The sequence below is a fragment of the Klebsiella sp. HN106 genome, from assembly GCF_051209435.1.
Lineage (GTDB): Bacteria > Pseudomonadota > Gammaproteobacteria > Enterobacterales > Enterobacteriaceae > Klebsiella > Klebsiella oxytoca.
Genome location: NZ_JBLURD010000004.1, coordinates 134,983 through 157,605 on the forward strand (window position 1 = coordinate 134,983; position 22,623 = coordinate 157,605).

Consider the following 22,623-nt stretch of genomic DNA (forward strand, 5'->3'; position numbering starts at 1 on the left):
AATTAGGACCTCATTTTGCACATTTTTTTGTTATTGCAGAGCCTGTGACACTCTAGCGGCAAGGGCGCAGGCAATCGTGGAGAAAATAAGGAGATAGTGTAATTTATCGTGTGCCTTTTATGGCAGCGTAAAGAACCGTCCTTCTCCCTCTACCGACGTCATCCTTTCTACCCGTCGCCGCAGACGCGGCCTATTATCACTTAGCTAAATAAAACGTAATTTCATTTAAGTCAAAAAAATTGATCCAACTCGGGTTATTACCAAAAAATCGGCGACCTGTGCAATTGCACATTGTTCCAGCCCCGCCTTGTCGGGTAATAGATAGTCATGCGAATTGAGGGGTTATTCACCAATAAGACTGAAGGATGTCATGAACCACTTTATTTTAAGCGATAGTCATAAGTGCATCGGATGCAAGGCTTGTGAAGTTGCCTGCGTCATGGCGCATAACGATGAGCAGCATGTATTGACCCCGCAGCGTTTTTTGCCGCGCATTACGGTTATCAAAAATGAGCAAAAGCGTAACGCAGTAACCTGTCACCACTGTGAAGGCGCGCCGTGCGCCCGCAGTTGTCCAAATGACGCCATCAGCCAGCTTAACGGCAGCGTCCAGGTGAATCAGGAAAAATGCATCGGCTGTAAATCCTGTATGGTTGCCTGCCCGTTTGGCGTGATGCAAATCGTCCTGACGCCGGTACAGGAGGGCAGAGTCAAAGCGACGGCGCATAAGTGCGATTTGTGTAACGGTCGCGAAGAGGGGCCTGCCTGCGTGCAAAACTGCCCGGCCGGGGCGCTGGAGCTGGCGACGGACAGCACGCTGATGAATCTGGCGAAACAGCGGCGTCAGCGCGCGGCGCGTCTGGGTCACCCCGGCGCACCGATGGCATCTTGCTCCGCCGGGAAAGTCGCACAGATGGCCGCGACGCCGCCGCGCGGCGAGCCCGACAAGCTATCCGCCGCAGCGCGTAAGGCCAATTTTGCCGAAATTTATCTTCCGTTCAGCGCCGGACAGGCCAATCGCGAGGCGGAACGCTGCCTGAAATGCGGCGAAAACAGCATTTGTGAATGGACCTGCCCGCTGCACAACCATATTCCGCAGTGGATTGAGCGGGTGAAAGAGGGGGATATCGCCGCCGCCGTTGAGCTTTCTCATCAGACCAACTGCCTGCCGGAAATAACCGGTCGCGTCTGCCCGCAGGACCGCCTGTGCGAAGGGGCCTGCACGCTGCGCGATGAGCACGGTTCGGTGACTATCGGCAACATTGAACGCTATATCTCCGACCAGGCGCTGGCCAACGGCTGGCGGCCGGATCTTTCGCAGGTCGTGAACAGCGGTAAGCGGGTGGCGATTATCGGCGCCGGTCCAGCCGGTCTCGCCTGCGCCGACCGGCTGGTGCGCAACGGCGTAAGCCCGGTGGTGTTTGACCGCCATCCGGAAATCGGCGGCCTGCTGACCTTTGGCATTCCGGCCTTCAAGCTGGATAAATCCCTGCTTGTCCGGCGGCGTGAAATCTTCACCCGGATGGGCGTACGCTTTGAGCTGAACTGCGAAATAGGCAAGGATATTCCGCTGACGACGCTGCTTGATGAATATGATGCGGTATTTATTGGCGCAGGTACCTATCGCTCCATGAAAGCGGATCTGCCGAATGAAGACGCGCCCGGCGTTTACGATGCGCTGCCGTTTCTGATCGCGAATACTAAACAGGTTATGGGGCTGCTGGAGCTGCCGGAAGAGCCTTACGTCAATACCGAGGGGCTGAACGTCGTGGTACTCGGCGGCGGCGATACGGCGATGGACTGCGTGCGCACCGCGCTGCGCCACGGCGCAAAGCAGGTCACCTGCGCCTATCGTCGCGATGAAGCCAACATGCCCGGTTCGAAGAAAGAGGTGAAAAACGCGCGCGAAGAGGGGGCATTATTTGAATTTAACGTCCAGCCGGTCACCCTGGAGCTGAACGAAGAGGGGCACGTCAACGGCGTGCGCTTCCTGCGAACCCAGCTTGGCGCGCCGGATGCACAGGGACGCCGCAGCCCTTCGCCAATCCCCGGAAGCGAGTTCGTGATGCCCGCCGATGCGGTGATTATGGCCTTCGGTTTCCATCCGCACGGTATGCCGTGGCTGGAATCGGTGGGCGTGAAGCTCGACAGCCGCGGCCGAATAAAGGCCAATGTGGAAAGTCGCTATCGTTACCAGACCACTCATCGTAAGGTGTTTGCCGGCGGCGATGCGGTGCGCGGCGCCGATCTGGTGGTAACTGCAATGGCGGAAGGCCGCCACGCGGCGCAGGGGATCATGGACTTCCTCGAGGTTAAACCGATTTCGCTTCACTAACGACAAAGCGGGTTCCGCAGCGTAGTATGACATCGTTATTTCACGCTGTGGGGCCCGTATGTCACTCAATATCAACATTATCAAAGATAAAATCCTCTCCGAAAACTGGTTCGTTTTGCGCAACATGACCTATGAGCTGACGCGCAGCGACGGCAACGTGGTTCGCCATAAACGCGAAGTCTACGATCGCGGCAACGGTGCGACCATCTTGCTGTATAACCGCCATAAGCAGACCGTCGTGCTGGTTCGCCAGTTCCGCATCGCGACCTGGGTAAACGGCAACGAAGACGGGATGTTGATCGAAACCTGCGCCGGGCTGCTGGACAGCGACGAGCCGGAGGCGTGCGTGCGTAAAGAAGCCATTGAAGAGACCGGCTTCGAAGTCGGCGAAGTGCGCAAACTGTTTGAACTGTTTATGTCGCCCGGCGGCGTCACCGAGCTTATCCATTTCTTTATTGCCGAATATAACGATACCCAGCGGGCCAACGACGGTGGCGGCGTTGATGATGAAGAGATCGAGGTGCTGGAGCTCCCTTATCATCGGGCGCTGGAGATGATGGCCAACGGGGAAATCCGCGACGGCAAAGCGGTGATCCTGCTGCAATATTTGCAAAACTCCGGGCTGATGAACGGGGATCTCTGATAAATCCGATTGAGTAAAACCTCGCCGCTGGCGAACATAGCCGCTGTTTATGGCGTGTTCATCGGGGTTGTGCCGCTCATGTGGTATCGGGTTATTTTGTTTCTGCTTTGCGGTTTGCTGCCGGCATCGCTGGTGCGGGCGGCGCCGGCGCAACAGCTCTTCAGCGACTGGCAGGTGACCTGCAACAATCAGAACTTCTGCGTAGCCCGCAACGTCGGGCTACACCACGGCCTGGTGATGACCCTTACCCGCAGCGCCGGAGCGGCAACCAGCGCCAGCCTGCGTATTGAGCTGGGAGGCGTGGGCAACCCGGTGGCGGCGCTGGCGCCGATAGCGCCCCGGCTTCAGCTCGATGGCAAACCCCTGGCCTTGAGCGATACACACTGGCAGATTGCCGACAAACTGCTGAAAACTGACGATAACGTCACCATTGACGCATTCCTGCAGCAAGTGCAAAACGCGCAGACCATCACGCTTGAAAAGGGTCTCCAGACTATTTCTCTGCAGGGGCTCAAAGCCGCCCTGCTGTTTATTGATAGCCGGCAAAAGCGGGTGGGGAGCGAGACCGCATGGGTCGGCAAGGGGGAAGAGCCGCCGCTCAGCGTACCGCCTGCGCCGGCGCTGCGATCGGTGGTGAAAATGGAGGGGGCGCAGTCGCCCCTGAGCCGCGATGAACTTAACGATCTGATGGATTATGGCAATGAGCGCATGAACAGCAGCGCCTGTTCGCTGGATCCGTTTCGCCGCGAGGTACGGGTGTCCGCGCTGACCGACGAGAAGGTCCTGTTGATGACCAGCTGCGAAGCGGGCGCCTATAATACCATTTGGCTGGCCTGGCTGGTTTCGCGCCAGCGGCCATATATTGCTCATCCGGTACGACTCACGCTGCCCTTCCAGCCACCCGGCGATGCGCCGCGTGACGTCGAGCTGGTGAACGCCAGCTACGACGATCGGCACCAGGAACTGGTGACCCTCGATAAAGGGCGCGCACCCGGCGATTGCGGTATCCAAACGCGCTGGCGCTATGACGGCCAGCGGTTTAGCCTGGTACGCTACGCGCAGCAGCCGCAGTGCGATAACTGGCAGGGGCCAGACGCCTGGCCCACGTTATGGGTTACCCGTTCTGTAGCTCATCCGCTACGCTGACGATATGCTCAACGGTAAAGCCGAAGTAAGGGAAGAGCTTATCGGCCGGCGCCGATTCGCCATAGCCGGTCATACCGACGATTTTTCCTTTTAGCCCCACGTATTTATACCAGTAGTCGGCGATGCCGGCTTCGACGGCGACGCGGGCGCTGACGTCCGAGGGCAGGACGGATTCCCGATACGCCTCATCCTGCGCATCAAAGACATCGGTCGATGGCAGGGAAACCACGCGCACGTTCACCCCTTTGGCCAGCAGCTTCTCCGCCGCCAGCACGGTTATCTCGACTTCCGAACCGGTGGCTATCAGGATCAGGTCCGGCTTGCCGCCTGCGTCCTTCAGCACGTAGCCGCCGCGGGCGATATTCTGTACCTGCTCCGGCGTGCGCGCCATTTGCGCCAGATTTTGCCTGGAGAGGATCAGCGCCGTCGGTCCGCTATGGCGCTCTACCGCCAGCTTCCACGCCACCGCGGCTTCTACCTGATCGCACGGTCGCCAGGTGCTGAAATTTGGCGTCAGGCGCAGGCTGGCCAGCTGTTCGACCGCCTGGTGCGTCGGGCCATCTTCGCCGAGACCGATGGAGTCGTGGGTATAGACCATGATTTGCCGCGCTTTCATCAGCGCCGCCATACGCGCCGCGTTGCGGGCATATTCGACGAACATGAGGAAGGTGGCGGTATAGGGCACAAACCCGCCGTGATGCGCGATGCCGTTGGCGATGGCCGTCATCCCGAATTCACGAACGCCGTAGTGGATATAGTTACCCGCCGGATCCTCTTTCAGCGAAGTTGACCCTTTCCAGATGGTCAGGTTGCTGGGCGCGAGGTCGGCGGAGCCGCCCAGTAGTTCCGGCAGGTGCGGGCCGTAGGCATCGAGGGCATTTTGCGAAGCCTTACGGGTGGCGATTTTCGCCGGGTTAGCCTGCAGATCGGCGATATACTTCTGCGTCGTTTCATCCCACGACTCAGGCAGTCCGCCGCTCATGCGCCGCGTAAACTCCGCCGCCAGCTGCGGATGGGCCTGCTGATACGCAGCAAACTTCTCCTGCCAGCTTTTCTGCGCCTTTTGCCCTTTTTCACGCGCATCCCAGGCCCGGTAAATCTCTTTCGGGATCTCAAACGCCGGGTGATGCCAGCCGAGTTTCTGACGCGCCAGCGCCACTTCCTGTTCCCCCAACGCGGCGCCGTGGGCCTCTTCTTTCCCGGCTTTATTCGGCGAACCGAAGCCTATCACCGTACGGCAGATAATCAGCGAGGGTTTGTCCTTCACGCTCTGGGCTTCCAGAATCGCTTTCTTCACGGCTTCGGGGTCGTGGCCGTCAATTTCATGCACCACATGCCAGTGATAGGCCTCAAAGCGTTTTGCCGTGTCATCGGTAAACCAGCCCTTCGTTTCACCATCGATGGAAATGCCGTTGTGGTCGTAGAAACCGATCAGCTTGCCCAGTCCTAACGTCCCCGCCAGGGAACACACTTCATGAGAAATCCCCTCCATCAGGCAGCCATCGCCCATAAACACGTAGGTGAAGTGATCGACAATTTCGTGTTCCGGCTGGTTAAACTGCGCCGCCAGCGTGCGCTCGGCGATAGCCAGACCCACGGCATTTGCCAGTCCTTGCCCCAGCGGACCGGTGGTGGTTTCCACTCCCGGCGTATAGCCAATCTCCGGGTGACCCGGGGTTTTTGAATGCAGCTGACGGAAGTTTTTTATCTCTTCGATGGGCAGATCGTAACCCGTCAGATGCAGCAGGCTGTAGAGCAGCATTGATGCGTGACCGTTGGAGAGAATAAAACGGTCGCGGTCGTACCATTTTGGGTCTTCAGGATTGTGCTTAAGGAAATCGTTCCACAGCACCTCGGCGATATCGGCCATACCCATTGGCGCGCCAGGGTGGCCGGAGTTGGCTTTCTGTACTGCATCCATACTCAGGGCGCGGATGGCGTTGGCTAGTTCTCTACGGGACATAATGTGCTCCTGAAACAATGAGTTGCATGAGTTTTTATTGGTTTAGGATAGAGAGGGTGATGAGTTGCATAACTAAAAAGCATAGCAGACGGGGCTATCATTGCCTCCGAATCTAAGTTACATAAACATTATAAATCGATAACAAACATAACTTTGTTATGGCGAGAGTATGGCGGTGTTCAAAGTTTACGAAGCCGTCAGGCGAGATACTAGGTAGCCCTTTAGGGTGAACACCAGGTACGCCATTACGTTTCACCCCCTACGATCGATACGTGAAAGGAACGATAAAATGGATGAGCAGTTAAAACAAAGCGCCCTTGATTTCCACGAATTCCCGGTCCCCGGAAAAATCCAGGTCTCCCCGACAAAACCGCTTGCTACCCAACGCGATCTGGCTCTGGCCTACTCGCCGGGTGTCGCCGCCCCCTGTCTGGAAATCGAGAAGGATCCGCTGGCAGCCTATAAATATACCGCCCGCGGCAACCTTGTGGCGGTGGTGTCCAACGGCACGGCGGTGCTGGGACTGGGCAATATCGGCGCGCTGGCCGGTAAGCCGGTAATGGAAGGTAAAGGCGTTCTGTTTAAAAAATTCGCCGGTATCGATGTATTCGATATTGAAGTCGATGAGCTTGACCCGGACAAATTTATCAACGTCGTTGCAGCGCTGGAGCCGACCTTCGGCGGTATCAACCTCGAAGATATCAAAGCGCCGGAGTGCTTCTACATTGAGCAGAAGCTGCGCGAGCGCATGAATATTCCGGTCTTCCATGACGATCAGCACGGGACGGCGATTATCAGTACCGCGGCGATTCTGAACGGTCTGCGGGTGGTGGAGAAAAATATCTCCGACGTGCGGATGGTCGTATCAGGCGCGGGCGCGGCGGCGATTGCCTGTATGAACCTGCTGGTAGCGCTGGGAATGCAGAAACACAACATTGTGGTCTGCGACTCGAAAGGGGTTATCTATAAGGGCCGTGAGCCGAATATGGCGGAGACGAAAGCGGCCTATGCGGTAGAAGACAGCGGCAAACGTACGCTGGATGATGTGATTGACGGGGCGGATATTTTCCTCGGCTGCTCGGGCCCGAAAGTGCTGACCCAGGAAATGGTTAAAAAGATGGCCCGCGCGCCGATGATTCTGGCGCTGGCTAACCCTGAGCCGGAAATTCTGCCGCCGCTGGCGAAAGAGGTGCGCTCCGATGCTATTATCTGCACCGGCCGCTCCGACTATCCGAACCAGGTGAACAACGTGCTGTGCTTCCCGTTCATCTTCCGCGGCGCGCTGGACGTCGGCGCAACGGCGATTAACGAAGAGATGAAACTGGCGGCGGTGCATGCGATTGCCGAACTGGCTCACGCAGAACAGAGCGAAGTGGTGGCCTCCGCCTACGGCGATCAGGACCTGAGCTTCGGCGCGGAATATATCATTCCGAAGCCGTTCGACCCGCGGCTGATCGTCAAGATTGCTCCGGCGGTGGCGAAAGCGGCGATGGACTCCGGCGTCGCAACGCGCCCAATCGCCGATTTTGATGCCTACATCGAGAAGCTCAGCGAGTTTGTCTACAAAACGAATCTGTTCATGAAGCCGATTTTCTCGCAGGCGCGCAAAGAGCCGAAGCGGGTGGTGCTGGCGGAAGGCGAAGATACCCGCGTGCTGCACGCGACTCAGGAACTGGTCTCCCTCGGGCTGGCGAAACCGATCCTTATCGGCCGGCCTGGCGTCATTGAGATGCGTATTCAGAAGCTGGGGCTGCAGATCAAAGCCGGCGTTGATTTTGAGATCGTGAATAACGAATCCGATCCGCGCTTTAAAGAGTACTGGAACGAATATTACAACCTGATGAAGCGCCGCGGGATCACCCAGGAGCAGGCGCAGCGGGCGGTGATCAGCAATACCACGGTCATCGGCGCGATCATGGTGCAGCGCGGCGAAGCCGATGCGTTGATCTGCGGCACCATTGGCGATTATCACGAACACTACAGCGTAATACAGCCGCTGTTTGGCTACCGCGAAGGGGTTCATGCGGCAGGGGCGATGAACGCGCTGCTGCTGCCGAGCGGCAACACCTTTATCGCTGACACCTACGTTAACCACGATCCGTCGCCGGAGCAAATTGCCGAAATCACCCTGATGGCGGCAGAAACCGTTCGTCGATTCGGGATTGAGCCGCGGGTAGCGCTGCTTTCGCACTCGAACTTTGGTTCTTCGGACTGCCCGTCCGCCAGCAAAATGCGCCAGGCGCTGGAGCTGGTGAAGACGCAGGCGCCGGATTTGATGATCGATGGCGAAATGCACGGCGATGCCGCGCTGGTGGAAAGCATTCGCAATGAGCGGATGCCGGACAGTCCGCTGAAAGGTTCAGCCAATATCCTGGTGATGCCGAATATGGAAGCGGCCCGTATTAGTTACAACTTACTTCGCGTTTCCAGCTCGGAAGGCGTGACCGTGGGGCCTGTGCTAATGGGTGTCGCAAAGCCGGTACATATCCTGACGCCAATTGCGTCGGTACGGCGTATCGTGAATATGGTCGCGCTGGCGGTTGTTGAAGCGCAAACTCAGCCGCTGTAATTATCATTTAATTAATTCAGGCGCGGGAATTCTCCCGCGCTTTTTTATTTCTGTTTATAAGTGATCTATCTCACCTTTCAAATCAACTTGCCGAATTTTGTTATTTACTCCAGCGGAAACTTGTCACGATAAGCGCAAGTTTTAGCGGAGCGGTGAGTTATGGATAAAGAACGCATCATTCAGGAGTTTGTCCCCGGCAAGCAGGTGACGCTGGCGCACCTGATTGCGCACCCTGGGGCAGAACTGGCGAAAAAGATCGGCGTTCCCGAATCCGGCGCTATCGGCATTATGACCTTAACCCCTGGCGAAACCGCCATGATCGCCGGTGATTTAGCGATGAAAGCCGCCGATGTGCATATCGGTTTTCTCGACAGGTTTAGCGGCGCGCTGGTGATTTACGGCTCAGTGGGAGCGGTTGAAGAGGCGCTGATTCAGACGGTTAGCGGGCTTGGTCGATTATTAAATTACACCCTCTGCGAGTTAACTAAAAGCTAATTAGAGGCTGCGATGAAGCGTATTGCATTTGTCGGTACGGTGGGCGCGGGAAAAACAACGCTATTTAATGCGCTGCACGGAAATTATTCCCTCGCGAGAAAAACGCAGGCCGTGGAATTTAATGAAAAAGGCGATATCGACACCCCAGGAGAATATTTTAGTCATCCTCGCTGGTATCACGCATTAATTACCACACTGCAGGATGTCGATACGCTGATTTATGTCCACGCGGCAAATGATACCGAAAGTCGTCTACCCGCCGGGTTACTGGATATTGGGGCGAATAAACGCCATATCGCCGCGATTAGCAAAACGGACATGCCGGACGCTAACGTCGCCGCGGTGCGGCAACTGCTGTACGAGATGGGGTTTCAGGAGCCAATTTTCGCGCTCAACGCTCACGACCCGCAAAGCGTAGAGCTGCTGGTGAATTACTTGAGTGAGCTCAGCCAAAAGGAGGAAGGGGCAGGTGAAGAAACTAATCACAGCTAACGATATTCGTGCGGCCCACGCGCGAGGTGAAGAGGAAATATCGGTTGTGCTGCGCGCCAGCATCATCACCCCGGAAGCTCGCGAAGTCGCGGAGCTGCTGGGCGTCGCCATCAAAGAGTGCGATGAGTCCGCGCCAGAAGCGACGGTACCGGTGGAGGAGGGCAAAACCGAAAGCCAGCGCATTCGCGAAACCATTATTGCCCAGCTGCCGGAAGGGCAGTTTACCGAAAGCCTGGTCGCGCAGCTGATGGACAAGGTGATGAAAGAAAAACAGTCGCTGGTGCTGGGCGATATGCAGCCCAGCTTTAAGGCGGTCACCGGTAAAGGCGGCGTCAAAGTCATTGACGGCAGCAGCGTGAAATTTGGCCGCTTCGACGGCGCGGAACCGCACTGCGTCGGCTTAACGGATTTAGTCACCGGGCAGGACGGTAGCAGTATGGCCGCCGGATTTATGCAGTGGGAAAACGCCTTTTTCCCATGGACGCTGAACTATGACGAAGTCGACATGGTGCTGGAGGGAGAACTCCACGTACGCCATGAAGGTGAAACCATGGTGGCCAAAGCCGGCGATGTGATGTTTATCCCGAAAGGCTCCAGCATTGAATTCGGCACGCCATCGACCGTGCGCTTCCTGTACGTCGCCTGGCCTGCGAACTGGCAATCGCTATGAAAGATTTTATTACCGAAGCCTGGCTCAGAGCGAACCATACGCTCAGCGAAGGGGCAGAAATCCATCTGCCCGCCGACGCTCGTCTGACGCCTTCGGCCCGGGAACTGCTGGAGAACCGCCGTCTGCGCATTAAGTTTCTCGATGAGCAGGGAAGCCTGTTTGTCGATGACGACGCGCAGCAGCCGCAGCCGGTACACGGTTTAACCAGCAGCGACACATATCCGCAGGCCTGCTGCGAACTGTGCCGCCAGCCGGTCGAAAAAAAACCGGACACCCTGACCCATCTGACGGCGGACAAAATGGTCGCTAAAAGCGATCCGCGCCTGGGCTTTCGCGCCGCGCTCGACGCCACCATCGCCCTGGCGGTATGGCTGCAAATTGAACTGGCGGAGCCATGGCAGCCCTGGCTAGCGGATATCCGCTCGCGTCTGGGCAATATTATGCGCGCCGACGCTATGGATGAACCGCTGGCGGCACAGTCCATCGTCGGCCTGAACGAGGATGAACTGCATCGCCTTTCCCACCAGCCGCTGCGCTATCTCGGCCACGATCATCTGGTGCCTGAAGCCGCTCACGGCCGCGATGCCGCCTTGCTCAATCTGCTGCGCACCCGGGTTCGGGAGACGGAAACGATCGCCGCCCAGGTCTTTATTACCCGCAGCTTTGAGGTCTTACGTCCGGACATTCTGCAGGCGCTCAACCGCCTCTCCAGCACCGTCTACGTGATGATGATTTTATGCGTGGCAAACCATCCGCTAACCGTCAGCCAGATCCAACAACGCCTGGGAGGGGAGCAATGATTATTCAACGCGCTCGTCAACTGGCTTTGCGTTCGCCCGCCCGGGTGGTGTTTCCGGATGCCCTGGACATTCGCGTTCTTAAAGCGGCGCACTACCTGCAGCAGCAGGGGCTGGCAAAGCCGATTTTGATCGCCAGCCCTTTTGCTCTGCGCCAGTTCGCCCTCAGCCACCGGTTGCCGATGGACGGAATGCAGATTGTCGATCCGTACAGCAACCGGCAAATGCGCGCCGCCTTTGCCCGGCGCTGGCTGGATCGGGCCGGGGAAAAAACGCCGCCGGACGCGGAGGAAAAACTCAACGACCCGCTGATGTTCGCCGCCGCCATGGTCAGCGCCGGAAAGGCCGACGTGTGTATTGCCGGCAATCTCTCCTCGACGGCGAACGTACTGCGCGCCGGATTGCGCATTATTGGCCTTCAGCCTGGCTGCAAAACGCTGTCGTCGATCTTTCTGATGCTGCCGCAGTACGTCGGACCGGCGCTGGGATTTGCCGACTGCAGCGTGGTGCCGCAGCCGACGGCGGCGCAACTGGCGGATATCGCTATCGCCAGCGCTGAGACATGGCAGGCGATTACCGGCGAGGAGCCGCGGGTGGCGATGCTGTCGTTTTCCAGCAACGGCAGCGCCCGCCACCCCAACGTCGCCAACGTACAGCAGGCCACAGAGATCGTGCGTCAGCGCGCTCCGCAGCTGATGGTGGATGGCGAACTGCAGTTTGACGCCGCCTTCGTGCCGGAGGTCGCCGCGCAAAAAGCGCCCGACAGTCCGCTGCAGGGACGGGCCAATGTGATGGTTTTTCCATCGCTGGAGGCGGGCAACATCGGCTACAAAATCGCCCAGCGTCTGGGCGGCTATCGTGCGATCGGGCCGCTGATTCAGGGGCTGGCCGCACCGCTCCATGACCTCTCCCGAGGCTGTAGCGTGCAGGAAATTATCGAACTGGCGTTAGTGGCAGCCGTGCCGCGCCGGAGTGACGTAAGCAGCGATTGCCGCTTACCCATGCAGGTTGAATGAACGGTCCCGTTCTGGACCCCCTTACGCAAGAGGAAAACACAATGGAAGCATTAGGAATGATTGAAACCCGGGGCCTGGTTGCGCTGATTGAGGCCTCTGATGCGATGGTAAAAGCCGCGCGCGTGAAGCTGGTTGGCGTGAAGCAGATTGGCGGCGGACTGGTCACCGCGATGGTGCGCGGCGACGTGGCGGCGTGCAAGGCCGCTACCGATGCCGGCGCCGCTGCGGCGCAGCGTATCGGCGAGCTGGTCTCAGTGCACGTGATTCCGCGTCCGCACGGCGATCTGGAGGAGGTGTTCCCCATCAGTTTCAAAGGCGACAGCAACATCTGATGGTTAGCCGGATAAGGCGCGCCGGGGTTGTCCTTCGGTATTAACGCGCGCCATTGCCTGATGGCGCTGCGCTTATCCGGCCCATGACTCACCACGCAATCCAGGGAGGCGGGTATGAAACTGGCAGTCGTCACGGGACAAATTGTCTGCACCGTTCGCCATCAGGGGCTGGCGCACGACAAGCTGCTGATGGTGGAGATGATTGATGCTGCGGGCAAGCCCGACGGACAGTGCGCCGTCGCCATCGACAGCATCGGCGCAGGGCCCGGCGAATGGGTGCTGCTGGTCAGCGGCAGCTCGGCGCGACAGGCACACCGCAGCGACGCGTCTCCTGTGGATTTGTGCGTCATCGGTATCGTCGATGAAGCGGTGGCCGGCGGCCAGGTGATTTTCCATAAATAGGACTGAACATCATGAACCAACAGGATATTGAACAGGTGGTGAAAGCCGTACTGCTGAAAATGAAGGACAGCAGCCAGCCGGACAGCGCCGTTCATGAGATGGGCGTCTTTGCCTCCCTTGATGACGCCGTCGCGGCGGCAAAGGTGGCTCAGCAGGGGCTGAAAAGCGTGGCGATGCGCCAGCTGGCGATTCACGCCATTCGTGAGGCAGGCGAAAAACATGCCAGAGAATTAGCGGAGCTTGCCGTCAGCGAAACCGGCATGGGACGCGTTGAAGATAAATTTGCCAAAAACGTGGCCCAGGCGCGCGGCACGCCGGGCGTCGAATGTCTCTCCCCGCAGGTGCTGACCGGCGATAACGGCCTGACGTTGATTGAAAACGCGCCGTGGGGCGTGGTGGCCTCGGTCACGCCCTCCACCAACCCGGCGGCAACGGTGATTAATAACGCTATCAGCCTGATTGCCGCGGGCAACAGCGTGGTGTTCGCCCCGCATCCGGCGGCGAAAAGAGTCTCTCAGCGGGCGATTATGCTGCTCAACCAGGCGGTAATTGCCGCGGGCGGTCCGGCCAATCTGCTGGTCACCGTGGCGAACCCGGATATCGAAACGGCCCAGCGGCTGTTTAAGTACCCCGGCATTGGTCTGCTGGTGGTCACCGGCGGCGAAGCGGTGGTGGAGTCCGCACGCAAGCATACCAATAAACGTCTGATTGCCGCCGGGGCCGGTAACCCGCCGGTAGTGGTCGACGAAACGGCCGATCTGGCGCGCGCCGCGCAGTCCATCGTCAAAGGCGCCTCGTTTGATAACAACATTATCTGCGCTGACGAAAAGGTGCTGATTGTCGTCGATAGCGTCGCCGACGAGCTGATGCGCCTGATGGAAGGCCAGCAGGCTGTGAAGCTCAGCGCGGCCCAGGCCGAGCAGCTTCAGCCGGTGCTGCTGAAGAATATCGATGAGCGCGGCAAAGGTACGGTCAGCCGTGACTGGGTGGGACGTGACGCGAGCAAGATTGCCGCCGCCATCGGCCTGAGCGTTCCGCCGCAGACGCGCCTGCTGTTTGTTGAAACGCCGGCCAGCCATCCGTTTGCCGTGACTGAACTGATGATGCCGGTACTCCCTGTCGTACGGGTGGCCAGCGTCGATGACGCTATTGCGCTGGCGGTGCAGCTGGAAGGCGGCTGCCACCATACGGCGGCGATGCACTCGCGCAATATCGACAACATGAATCAGATGGCCAATGCCATTGATACCAGCATTTTCGTCAAAAACGGGCCGTGCATTGCCGGGCTCGGGCTGGGCGGAGAGGGCTGGACCACCATGACCATCACTACGCCGACCGGGGAGGGGGTAACCAGCGCACGTACCTTTGTCCGTCTGCGTCGCTGCGTGCTGGTGGATGCGTTCCGCATCGTATAAGGAGTGAAAGAGATGGCGCACGACGAACAACGTTGGCTCACTCCCAGGCTACAAAAAGCCGCGGCCCTGTGTAACCAGACGCCTGCGAACAGCGGTTCGCCGCTGTGGCTGGGCGTGGATTTAGGCACCTGCGATGTCGTGTCGATGGTGGTCGATGGCGATGGCCAGCCGGTTGCAGTGTGCCTGGACTGGGCTGACGTCGTGCGCGACGGCATCGTCTGGGATTTCTTCGGCGCCGTTACCCTCGTGCGCCGCCATCTCGACGTTCTTGAACAGCAGCTCGGCTGCCGCTTCACCCATGCGGCGACCTCTTTTCCACCGGGTACCGACCCGCGTATTTCGATCAACGTACTCGAATCTGCCGGCCTGGAAGTTAGCCACGTGCTGGATGAACCGACCGCGGTGGCGGATCTGCTGCAGCTTGATAACGCCGGCGTGGTGGATATTGGTGGCGGCACCACCGGCATCGCCATCGTTAAGCAGGGTCTGGTGACCTACTCCGCCGATGAAGCGACCGGCGGCCATCATATCTCCCTGACCCTCGCCGGAAATCGTCGCATCCCGCTGGAAGAGGCGGAGCAGTACAAGCGCAGCAACGCGCAGGAGATCTGGCCGGTGGTGAAGCCGGTGTACGAAAAAATGGCGGAGATCGTTGCTCACCATATTGAAGGACATGGCATTGCCGATTTATGGCTGGCGGGCGGCTCCTGTATGCAGCCGGGCGTGGACGCGTTGTTTCGCAAACGCTTCCCGGAATTACGGGTGCATTTACCGCAGCACAGCCTGTTTATGACCCCGCTGGCGATAGCCAGCAGCGGGAGAGAGAAAGCGGAGGGAATCTATGCAAGCTGAACTGCAGACGGCGCTCTTTCAGGCGTTCGATACCCTGAATCTGCAGCGGGTGAAAACCTTCAGCGTGCCGCCGGTAACGCTGTGCGGCCTCGGCGCGCTGAGCGCCTGCGGACAGGAGGCGCAAGCGCGGGGCCTAAGCCATCTGCTGGTGATGGTTGATAGTTTCCTGCATCAGGCGGGAATGACCGCCGGGCTTGCTCGCAGCCTGGCAATGAAAGGGGTGACGATGACCGTCTGGCCCTGTCCGCCGGGAGAACCGTGCATTACCGACGTCTGCGCGGCGGTGGCGCAGCTGCGCGAGTCGAAGTGCGACGGCGTGGTGGCCTTTGGCGGCGGTTCGGTGCTGGACGCGGCGAAAGCGGTCGCGCTGTTAGTCACCAACCCGGAGCAGACGTTAAGCGCGATGACGGAAAGCAGCGTACTGCGCCCGCGTCTGCCGCTGATTGCGGTGCCGACCACCGCCGGAACCGGCTCGGAAACCACCAACGTGACGGTGATTATCGATGCAGTCAGCGGGCGTAAGCAAGTGCTGGCCCATGCCTCGCTCATGCCGGACGTGGCGATTCTCGACGCCGCCCTGACCGAAGGCGTTCCGCCACAGGTGACGGCAATGACCGGGATTGACGCGCTGACCCACGCCGTTGAGGCATACAGCGCGCTCAACGCGACGCCCTTCACCGACAGCCTGGCGATTGGCGCGATAGCGATGATCGGCCGGTCGCTGCCGAAGGCCGTTGGCTACGGCCAGGATCTTGCCGCGCGCGAAAGTATGCTGCTGGCTTCCTGTATGGCGGGGATGGCCTTTTCCAGCGCGGGTCTGGGCTTATGTCATGCGATGGCGCATCAGCCTGGCGCAGCGCTGCATATTCCGCACGGCCAGGCCAACGCCATGCTGCTGCCGACGGTGATGGAGTTTAACCGCATGGTGCGCCGCGAGCGTTTCAGCCAAATCGGTCGGGCGTTAACCGGCAAGAAAACCGACGATCGTGAGGCTATCGCCGCCGTACGCGAGCTGATTGCTGAAGTGGGCCTGAGCAAACGACTCTCGGATGCCGGCGCGATGGCCGTACATTTCAGCGCATGGGCGCAGGCGGCGCAGGAGGACATTTGTCTGCGCACTAATCCACGCACCGCCAGCCGGGAGCAGATTATCGATCTGTACGCGGCGGCGCACTGATGCGGCGTTAACCCCGGCTGATTATCCCGGAGGCGACGCTGCGCGTCTGTCCGGGCTACCAGCCCGTAGCCCGGGCAAGGCGCAAAGCGCCGCCCCCGGGAGAAGTGCGCAAAACGTTACAGAATTTCCCGGAGGCGATGCCGGGCTACCGTCCTGGCGTTGGTTGTATGCCCATGGGACGTCTTTACACATAACGAATGACAGGGAGTAAGGGCTATGGGAATTAACGAAATCATCATGTACATCATGATGTTCTTTATGCTGATTGCCGCCGTGGACAGGATCCTGTCGCAGTTTGGCGGCTCGGCGCGCTTTCTCGGCAAGTTTGGTAAAAGCATTGAGGGCTCCGGCGGCCAGTTCGAAGAGGGGTTTATGGCGATGGGGGCGCTGGGCCTGGCGATGGTCGGGATGACCGCGCTGGCGCCGGTACTGGCGCACCTGCTCGGGCCGGTGATTATTCCGCTGTATGAAATGCTCGGCGCGAACCCGTCGATGTTTGCCGGCACGCTACTGGCCTGCGATATGGGCGGTTTCTTCCTCGCCAAAGAGCTGGCGGGCGGCGACGTGGCGGCGTGGCTCTATTCCGGCCTGATCCTCGGGGCGATGATGGGGCCGACGCTGGTGTTCTCCATTCCGGTCGCGCTCGGCATCATCGAACCCTCTGACCGCCGCTACCTGGCGCTGGGCGTGCTGGCCGGGATCGTTACGATTCCGATTGGCTGTATCGCCGGCGGCCTGGTGGCCATGTACTCCGGCGTGGAGATTAACGGTCAGCCGGTAGAGTTTACCTTCGCGCTGATCCTGATGAATATGATCCCGGTGCTTATCGTCGCGGTGCTGGTCGCGCTGGGGCTGAAGTTTATTCCGGAAAAAATGATCAACGGCTTCCAGATCTTCGCCAAATTTCTGGTGGCGCTGATCACCATCGGCCTGGCGGCAGCGGTCATCAAGTTCCTGCTGGGCTGGGATCTGATCCCGGGGCTTGATCCGATCTTTATGGCTCCCGGCGACCAGCCCGGCGAGGTGATGCGCGCCATTGAAGTCATTGGCTCGATATCCTGCGTGCTGCTCGGCGCTTATCCGATGGTGCTGCTGCTGACCCGCTGGTTTGAAAAGCCGCTGATGCGTGTCGGTAATCTGCTGAAAATCAATAACATGGCCGCCGGAGGCATGGTGGCGACGCTGGCCAACAACATCCCGATGTTCGGCATGATGAAACAGATGGATACTCGCGGAAAAGTCATTAACTGCGCTTTCTCCGTCTCCGCCGCTTTCGCGCTGGGCGACCATTTAGGCTTCGCCGCCGCCAACATGAACGCCATGATCTTCCCGATGATCGTTGGCAAGCTGATCGGCGGCGTTACCGCCATTGGCGTGGCGATGCTGCTGGTGCCGAAAGATGAAAACGCACCGGCGGCGGCGACAACCGAAGCGGAGACGCAATCGTGAAAACTCGCCAGCTGCTGAGCGTCGGCATCGATATCGGCACCACCACCACTCAGGTGATCTTCTCCCGCCTTGAGCTGGTTAACCGTGCGGCGGTGTCGCAGGTGCCGCGCTACGAATTCATCAAACGCGAAATTAGCTGGCAAAGCCCGGTCTTCTTTACCCCGGTTGATAAACAGGGCGGTCTGAAGGAGGACGAACTCAAGGCGCTGATTCTGGCGCAGTATCAGGCCGCAGAGGTTGCCCCAGAATCGGTGGACTCCGGGGCGATCATTATCACAGGCGAAAGCGCGAAAACCCGCAACGCAAGGGCGGCGGTGATGGCGCTCTCGCAGTCGCTGGGTGACTTTGTGGTGGCCAGCGCCGGGCCGCATCTGGAATCGGTGATTGCCGGTCACGGCGCCGGGGCGCAAACCCTTTCTGAACAGCGGATGTGCCGGGTGCTGAACATTGATATCGGCGGCGGTACCTCAAATTACGCGCTATTTGAAGCGGGAAAAGTCAGCGCCACCGCCTGCCTGAACGTTGGCGGACGCCTGCTGGAGACCGACGGCCAGGGACGGGTGGTTTATGCCCATCAGCCGGGGCAAATGATCGTCGATGAGGTTTTTGGCGCAGGCGTCGATGCGCGCGCGTTGAGTGCTTCGCAGTTAGCGCAGGTAGCGCGTCGGATGGCGGATCTGATCGTCGAAGTTATCGACGGCACGCTCTCTCCGCTGGCGCAACGGCTGATGCAAACCGGCCTGCTGCCCGCAGGCGCGGTACCCGAGGTGATTACCCTTTCCGGCGGAGTGGGCGAGTGCTACCGCAACCAGCCTGCCGACCCGTTCTGTTTTGCGGATATCGGACCGCTGCTGGCCACGGCGCTGCACGAGCATCCGCGGCTGCGGAAGATGAACGTGCAGTTTCCGGCGCAAACCGTGCGCGCCACGGTGATTGGCGCCGGCGCGCATACGCTCTCGCTTTCCGGCAGCACTATCTGGCTGGAAGGGGTTCAGCTCCCGCTGCGCAATCTGCCGGTGGCGATCCCGCTTGATGAATCCGATCTGCTGAGCGCCTGGCAGCAGGCGCTGCTGCAGCTCGATCTGGATCCGGGATCGGATACTTACGTGCTGGCGCTTCCTGCTTCGTTGCCGGTGCGCTACGCCGCCCTGCTGGTGGTGATTGACGCGCTACTGGCTTTTGTCGCGCGCTTTCCCAATCCGCATCCCCTGCTGGTGGTGGCCGAGCAGGACTTTGGCAAAGCGCTGGGCATGCTGCTGCGCCCGCAGCTGCAACAACTCCCGCTGGCGGTCATCGATGAGGTGAGCGTACGGGCGGGGGACTATATCGACATTGGTACGCCTCTTTTTGGCGGATCGGTTGTGCCGGTGACGGTGAAATCACTCGCATTTCCTTCCTGAGGGAACGACTTATGAAATTAAAGACCACATTGTTCGGCAATGTTTATCAGTTTAAGGATGTAAAAGAGGTGCTGGCTAAAGCCAACGAACTGCGTTCGGGGGATGTGCTGGCGGGCGTGGCGGCAGAAAGTTCGCAGCAGCGCGTAGCGGCGAAGCAGGTGCTCTCCGATATGACGGTCGCCGATATTCGTAATAACCCGGTGATCCCTTATGAAGAGGACTGCGTGACGCGCCTGATTCAGGACGATGTCAACGAAACCGCTTATCAGCGGATTAAAAACTGGACCATCAGCGACCTGCGCGAATACGTGCTCAACGATGAAGTCACCAGCGACGATATTGCGTTTGTGCGCAAAGGGCTGACCTCAGAAGTGGTGGCGGCGGTGGCGAAGGTCTGTTCCAACGCCGACCTGATTTACGGCGCAAAGAAAATGCCGGTGATTAAAAAAGCCAACACCACCATCGGCCTGCCGGGCACCTTTAGCTGTCGCCTGCAGCCGAACGATACCCGCGATGACGTGCAGAGCATTGCGGCGCAAATCTACGAAGGGCTCTCGTTCGGCGCGGGCGATGCGGTGATCGGCGTTAACCCGGTGACCGATGACGTGGAGAACCTGACCCGCGTCCTCGATACCGTCTACGGCGTTATCGACAAGTTTAATATCCCGACTCAGGGCTGCGTGCTGGCGCACGTCACTACCCAGATTGAAGCGATCCGCCGCGGCGCGCCGGGAGGGCTTATTTTCCAGAGCATCTGCGGCAGCGAAAAGGGGCTAAAAGAGTTCGGCGTGGAGCTGGCGATGCTCGATGAAGCGCGGGCGGTCGGCGCCGAGTTCAACCGTATCGCCGGAGAAAACTGCCTCTATTTTGAAACCGGGCAGGGCTCGGCGCTGTCGGCTGGCGCGAACTTCGGCGCCGATCAGGTGACGATGGAGGCGCGCAACTATGGCCTGGCGCGGCACTACGATCCGTTCCTCGTCAATACCGTTGTGGGCTTTATCGGGCCGGAGTACCTCTATAACGACCGGCAGATTATTCGCGCCGGTCTCGAAGATCACTTTATGGGCAAGCTGAGCGGCATCTCGATGGGCTGCGACTGCTGCTACACCAACCATGCTGACGCCGATCAGAATCTCAATGAAAACCTGATGATTCTGCTCGCCACCGCCGGTTGCAACTACATCATGGGCATGCCGCTCGGCGACGACATCATGCTCAACTATCAGACCACCGCGTTTCACGATACCGCCACCGTCCGTCAGCTGCTGAATCTACGGCCGTCTCCGGAGTTCGAACGCTGGCTGGAAACCATGGGCATTATGGCAAACGGTCGTCTGACCCAACGGGCGGGCGATCCGTCACTGTTCTTTTGATGACGCGGGGATGACACATGATGGATCAAAAGCAGATTGAAGAAATTGTACGTAGCGTGATGGCGTCAATGGGACAACCGCAGACGGCCGCAGCGGCGCCTCAGGCTGCGGCGACGAAGTGCGGCAGCCAGTGTGAGGTCGCGGCGGAGAGCTGCGCGCTGGATTTAGGATCGCCAGAGGCTAAAGGCTGGATTGGCGTGCAGCAGCCGCATCGCGCGGAAGTGCTGGCCGAACTGAAACGCAGCACGGCGGCGCGCGTTTGCACCGGCCGCGCCGGCCCGCGTCCGCGCACCCTCGCGCTGCTGCGCTTCCTCGCCGACCATTCGCGCTCTAAGGATACGGTGCTGAAAGAGGTTCCGGAAGAGTGGGTGAAAAACCAGGGATTGCTCGAGGTGCGTTCCGAGATTAGCGACAAGAACCTCTACCTGACGCGCCCGGATATGGGCCGTCGCCTGAGTCCGGAAGCGATTGACGCGCTGAAGGCGCAGTGCGTGGCGAATCCTGACGTTCAGGTGGTGGTATCCGATGGCCTCTCTACGGACGCGATTACCGTCAACTATGAAGAGATCCTGCCGCCGCTGCTGTCGGGGCTGAAGCAGGCCGGGGTGAAGGTCGGTACGCCGTTCTTCGTCCGCTACGGACGGGTCAAAATTGAAGATCAGATTGGCGAAATCCTCGGCGCGAAGGTGGTCATCCTGCTGGTAGGCGAGCGTCCCGGGCTGGGGCAGTCGGAAAGCCTCTCCTGTTACGCCGTGTATTCGCCGCGCGTGGCAACCACCGTTGAAGCGGACCGGACCTGTATTTCCAATATTCACCAGGGCGGCACGCCGCCGGTAGAAGCCGCTGCGGTGATCGTCGATTTGGCCAAACGCATGCTGGAGCAGAAAGCTTCCGGCATCAATATGACTCGTTAAGGAGGCATCATGCCTGCATTAGATTTAATTCGCCCTTCGGTGACGGCCATGCGCGTGATTGCTTCGGTAAATGACGGCTTTGCCCGCGAGCTTAAATTACCGCCGCATATACGTAGCCTCGGACTCATCACGGCGGATTCGGATGATGTGACCTATATTGCCGCTGACGAAGCGACAAAACAGGCGATGGTTGAAGTGGTTTACGGGCGCTCCCTCTACGCTGGCGCAGCTCACGGCCCGTCGCCAACCGCAGGGGAAGTGCTGATTATGCTGGGCGGCCCGAACCCGGCGGAAGTTCGCGCTGGCCTGGACGCGATGATGGCGCATATCGAAAGCGGAGCGGCGTTTCAGTGGGCCAACGATGCCGAAGATACGGCGTTCCTGGCGCACGTGGTGTCGCGTACCGGCTCTTATCTCTCGTCTTCTTCAGGCATCGCGCTGGGCGATCCGATCGCCTATCTGGTGGCGCCGCCGCTGGAGGCCACTTTCGGCATTGACGCAGCGATGAAATCGGCCGACGTGCAGCTGGTCACCTACGTGCCGCCGCCGTCGGAAACCAACTATTCGGCCGCCTTCTTGACGGGGAGCCAGGCCGCCTGTAAGGCCGCCTGCAATGCCTTTACCGATGCCGTTCTGGATATTGCCCGTCATCCAATCCAGCGCGCGTAAGGGGGAAGCGATGATCAACGCCCTGGGATTACTGGAAGTTGACGGCATGGTCGCCGCCGTTGATGCGGCGGATGCGATGCTGAAGGCGGCCAACGTGCGGCTGCTCAGCCATGAGGTTCTCGACCCCGGCAGGTTAACCCTCGTGGTGGAAGGCGACCTGGCGGCGTGCCGGGCGGCACTGGATGCCGGAAGCGCTGCGGCGCAGCGTACGGGGCGCGTTGTTAGCCGTCGGGAGATAGGGCGCCCGGAAGAGGACACCCAGCGGCTGATCGGCGGCTTTCAGCCGCAGCCGGAAGCCCCGCAGCCACCGGTGATAGCGGAGTCCTCTGAGCCTTTACTGGCGCTGCTGGCATCGACGCGTCAGGGAATGACGGCAGGGGAGGTGGCCGCCCATTTTGGCTGGTCGCTTGACGAAGCCAGAAAGGCTCTGGAACAGCTGTTTTCTACCGGATCGTTGCGTAAACGCAGTAGTCGCTATCGTCTAAAAAATTAACCAGTCGGAGGTGCCGGGAAC

Annotated in this window: 20 protein-coding genes and 1 pseudogene; 20 read left to right on the forward strand and 1 reads right to left on the reverse strand. The window is 59.5% G+C overall.

Going from position 1 to position 22,623, the window contains the following annotated elements; translation table 11 throughout:
* The first annotated feature begins 370 nt into the window (after positions 1-370).
* The 3 genes and pseudogenes from aegA to ACSIPU_RS13280 all read left to right on the forward strand — a co-directional run bounded on the left by aegA (position 371) and on the right by ACSIPU_RS13280 (position 4,124).
* Positions 371-2,335 carry a formate-dependent uric acid utilization protein AegA gene (gene aegA / locus ACSIPU_RS13270; protein ID WP_049095254.1) on the forward strand — a complete coding sequence of 655 codons (1,965 nt, stop codon included), beginning with the start codon at positions 371-373 and terminating at the stop codon, positions 2,333-2,335.
* A 58-nt stretch (positions 2,336-2,393) separates the two neighbouring features.
* Positions 2,394-2,991, forward strand: a pseudogene (gene nudK, locus ACSIPU_RS13275) (GDP-mannose pyrophosphatase NudK).
* A 65-nt stretch (positions 2,992-3,056) separates the two neighbouring features.
* A complete protein-coding gene (locus ACSIPU_RS13280) occupies positions 3,057-4,124 on the forward strand; it encodes a DUF1176 domain-containing protein (protein WP_004104398.1) in 1,068 nt (355 codons plus the stop codon).
* Here the strand turns inward: ACSIPU_RS13280 and tkt are convergent.
* Positions 4,093-6,087 carry a transketolase gene (tkt, locus tag ACSIPU_RS13285; RefSeq protein ID WP_004104397.1) on the reverse strand — a complete coding sequence of 665 codons (1,995 nt, stop codon included), beginning with the start codon at positions 6,085-6,087 and terminating at the stop codon, positions 4,093-4,095. The two genes, ACSIPU_RS13280 and tkt, sit on opposite strands and share 32 nt — an antisense overlap.
* Positions 6,088-6,376: 289 nt before the next feature.
* On the opposite strand from tkt, the gene maeB reads away from it, so the two are divergent.
* From maeB to eutK, 17 genes are all read left to right on the forward strand, one after another.
* Entirely contained in the window at positions 6,377-8,656 is a 2,280-nt protein-coding gene (gene maeB, locus ACSIPU_RS13290; RefSeq protein WP_004104396.1) for an NADP-dependent oxaloacetate-decarboxylating malate dehydrogenase, read from the forward strand.
* Between the two features lie 159 nt (positions 8,657-8,815).
* Positions 8,816-9,151: an ethanolamine utilization microcompartment protein EutS gene (eutS, locus tag ACSIPU_RS13295; RefSeq protein ID WP_004104395.1), complete on the forward strand. Its 336-nt coding sequence runs from the start codon at positions 8,816-8,818 to the stop codon at positions 9,149-9,151.
* 12 nt (positions 9,152-9,163) lie between these two features.
* Complete coding sequence (eutP, locus tag ACSIPU_RS13300) at positions 9,164-9,643, forward strand: ethanolamine utilization acetate kinase EutP (protein ID WP_004104394.1); 480 nt, start codon at positions 9,164-9,166, stop codon at positions 9,641-9,643.
* A complete protein-coding gene (eutQ, locus tag ACSIPU_RS13305) occupies positions 9,621-10,313 on the forward strand; it encodes an ethanolamine utilization acetate kinase EutQ (protein ID WP_004104393.1) in 693 nt (230 codons plus the stop codon). Before eutP ends, eutQ begins: the two co-directional genes overlap by 23 nt.
* Positions 10,310-11,113 (forward strand): ethanolamine utilization cob(I)yrinic acid a,c-diamide adenosyltransferase EutT, encoded by an 804-nt coding sequence (eutT, locus tag ACSIPU_RS13310; protein ID WP_004104392.1) that lies wholly within the window; start codon positions 10,310-10,312, stop codon positions 11,111-11,113. The genes eutQ and eutT overlap by 4 nt, the downstream gene beginning before the upstream one ends.
* Positions 11,110-12,126: a phosphate acetyltransferase gene (gene pta / locus ACSIPU_RS13315; protein ID WP_004104391.1), complete on the forward strand. Its 1,017-nt coding sequence runs from the start codon at positions 11,110-11,112 to the stop codon at positions 12,124-12,126. The genes eutT and pta overlap by 4 nt, the downstream gene beginning before the upstream one ends.
* A 41-nt stretch (positions 12,127-12,167) precedes the next feature.
* Entirely contained in the window at positions 12,168-12,458 is a 291-nt protein-coding gene (eutM, locus tag ACSIPU_RS13320; RefSeq protein WP_000387720.1) for an ethanolamine utilization microcompartment protein EutM, read from the forward strand.
* Positions 12,459-12,572: 114 nt separating this feature from the next.
* Positions 12,573-12,860, forward strand: coding sequence for an ethanolamine utilization microcompartment protein EutN (gene eutN, locus ACSIPU_RS13325; protein ID WP_004104386.1), 288 nt, complete (start codon positions 12,573-12,575; stop codon positions 12,858-12,860).
* 11 nt (positions 12,861-12,871) lie between these two features.
* A complete protein-coding gene (locus tag ACSIPU_RS13330) occupies positions 12,872-14,275 on the forward strand; it encodes an aldehyde dehydrogenase family protein (RefSeq protein WP_004104384.1) in 1,404 nt (467 codons plus the stop codon).
* 12 nt (positions 14,276-14,287) lie between these two features.
* A complete protein-coding gene (gene eutJ / locus ACSIPU_RS13335) occupies positions 14,288-15,127 on the forward strand; it encodes an ethanolamine utilization protein EutJ (RefSeq protein WP_004104382.1) in 840 nt (279 codons plus the stop codon).
* The gene (gene eutG, locus ACSIPU_RS13340; RefSeq protein WP_004104380.1) at positions 15,117-16,304 is read left to right on the forward strand and encodes an ethanolamine utilization ethanol dehydrogenase EutG; all 1,188 of its coding nucleotides are present in this window, start codon (positions 15,117-15,119) and stop codon (positions 16,302-16,304) included. Before eutJ ends, eutG begins: the two co-directional genes overlap by 11 nt.
* A gap of 216 nt (positions 16,305-16,520) precedes the next feature.
* Positions 16,521-17,753 (forward strand): ethanolamine utilization protein EutH, encoded by a 1,233-nt coding sequence (gene eutH / locus ACSIPU_RS13345; RefSeq protein ID WP_004104378.1) that lies wholly within the window; start codon positions 16,521-16,523, stop codon positions 17,751-17,753.
* On the forward strand, positions 17,750-19,153 hold the full coding sequence (gene eutA / locus ACSIPU_RS13350) for an ethanolamine ammonia-lyase reactivating factor EutA (protein WP_435322116.1): 1,404 nt from the start codon (positions 17,750-17,752) through the stop codon (positions 19,151-19,153). The genes eutH and eutA overlap by 4 nt, the downstream gene beginning before the upstream one ends.
* Positions 19,154-19,164: 11 nt before the next feature.
* Positions 19,165-20,526 carry an ethanolamine ammonia-lyase subunit alpha gene (gene eutB / locus ACSIPU_RS13355; RefSeq protein WP_004104373.1) on the forward strand — a complete coding sequence of 454 codons (1,362 nt, stop codon included), beginning with the start codon at positions 19,165-19,167 and terminating at the stop codon, positions 20,524-20,526.
* Between the two features lie 20 nt (positions 20,527-20,546).
* A complete protein-coding gene (eutC, locus tag ACSIPU_RS13360) occupies positions 20,547-21,440 on the forward strand; it encodes an ethanolamine ammonia-lyase subunit EutC (RefSeq protein WP_049095615.1) in 894 nt (297 codons plus the stop codon).
* 9 nt (positions 21,441-21,449) lie between these two features.
* Positions 21,450-22,109 (forward strand): ethanolamine utilization microcompartment protein EutL, encoded by a 660-nt coding sequence (gene eutL / locus ACSIPU_RS13365; RefSeq protein ID WP_004104369.1) that lies wholly within the window; start codon positions 21,450-21,452, stop codon positions 22,107-22,109.
* 10 nt (positions 22,110-22,119) lie between these two features.
* A complete protein-coding gene (gene eutK / locus ACSIPU_RS13370) occupies positions 22,120-22,602 on the forward strand; it encodes an ethanolamine utilization microcompartment protein EutK (RefSeq protein WP_016809547.1) in 483 nt (160 codons plus the stop codon).
* The last annotated feature ends 21 nt before the right edge of the window (positions 22,603-22,623 follow it).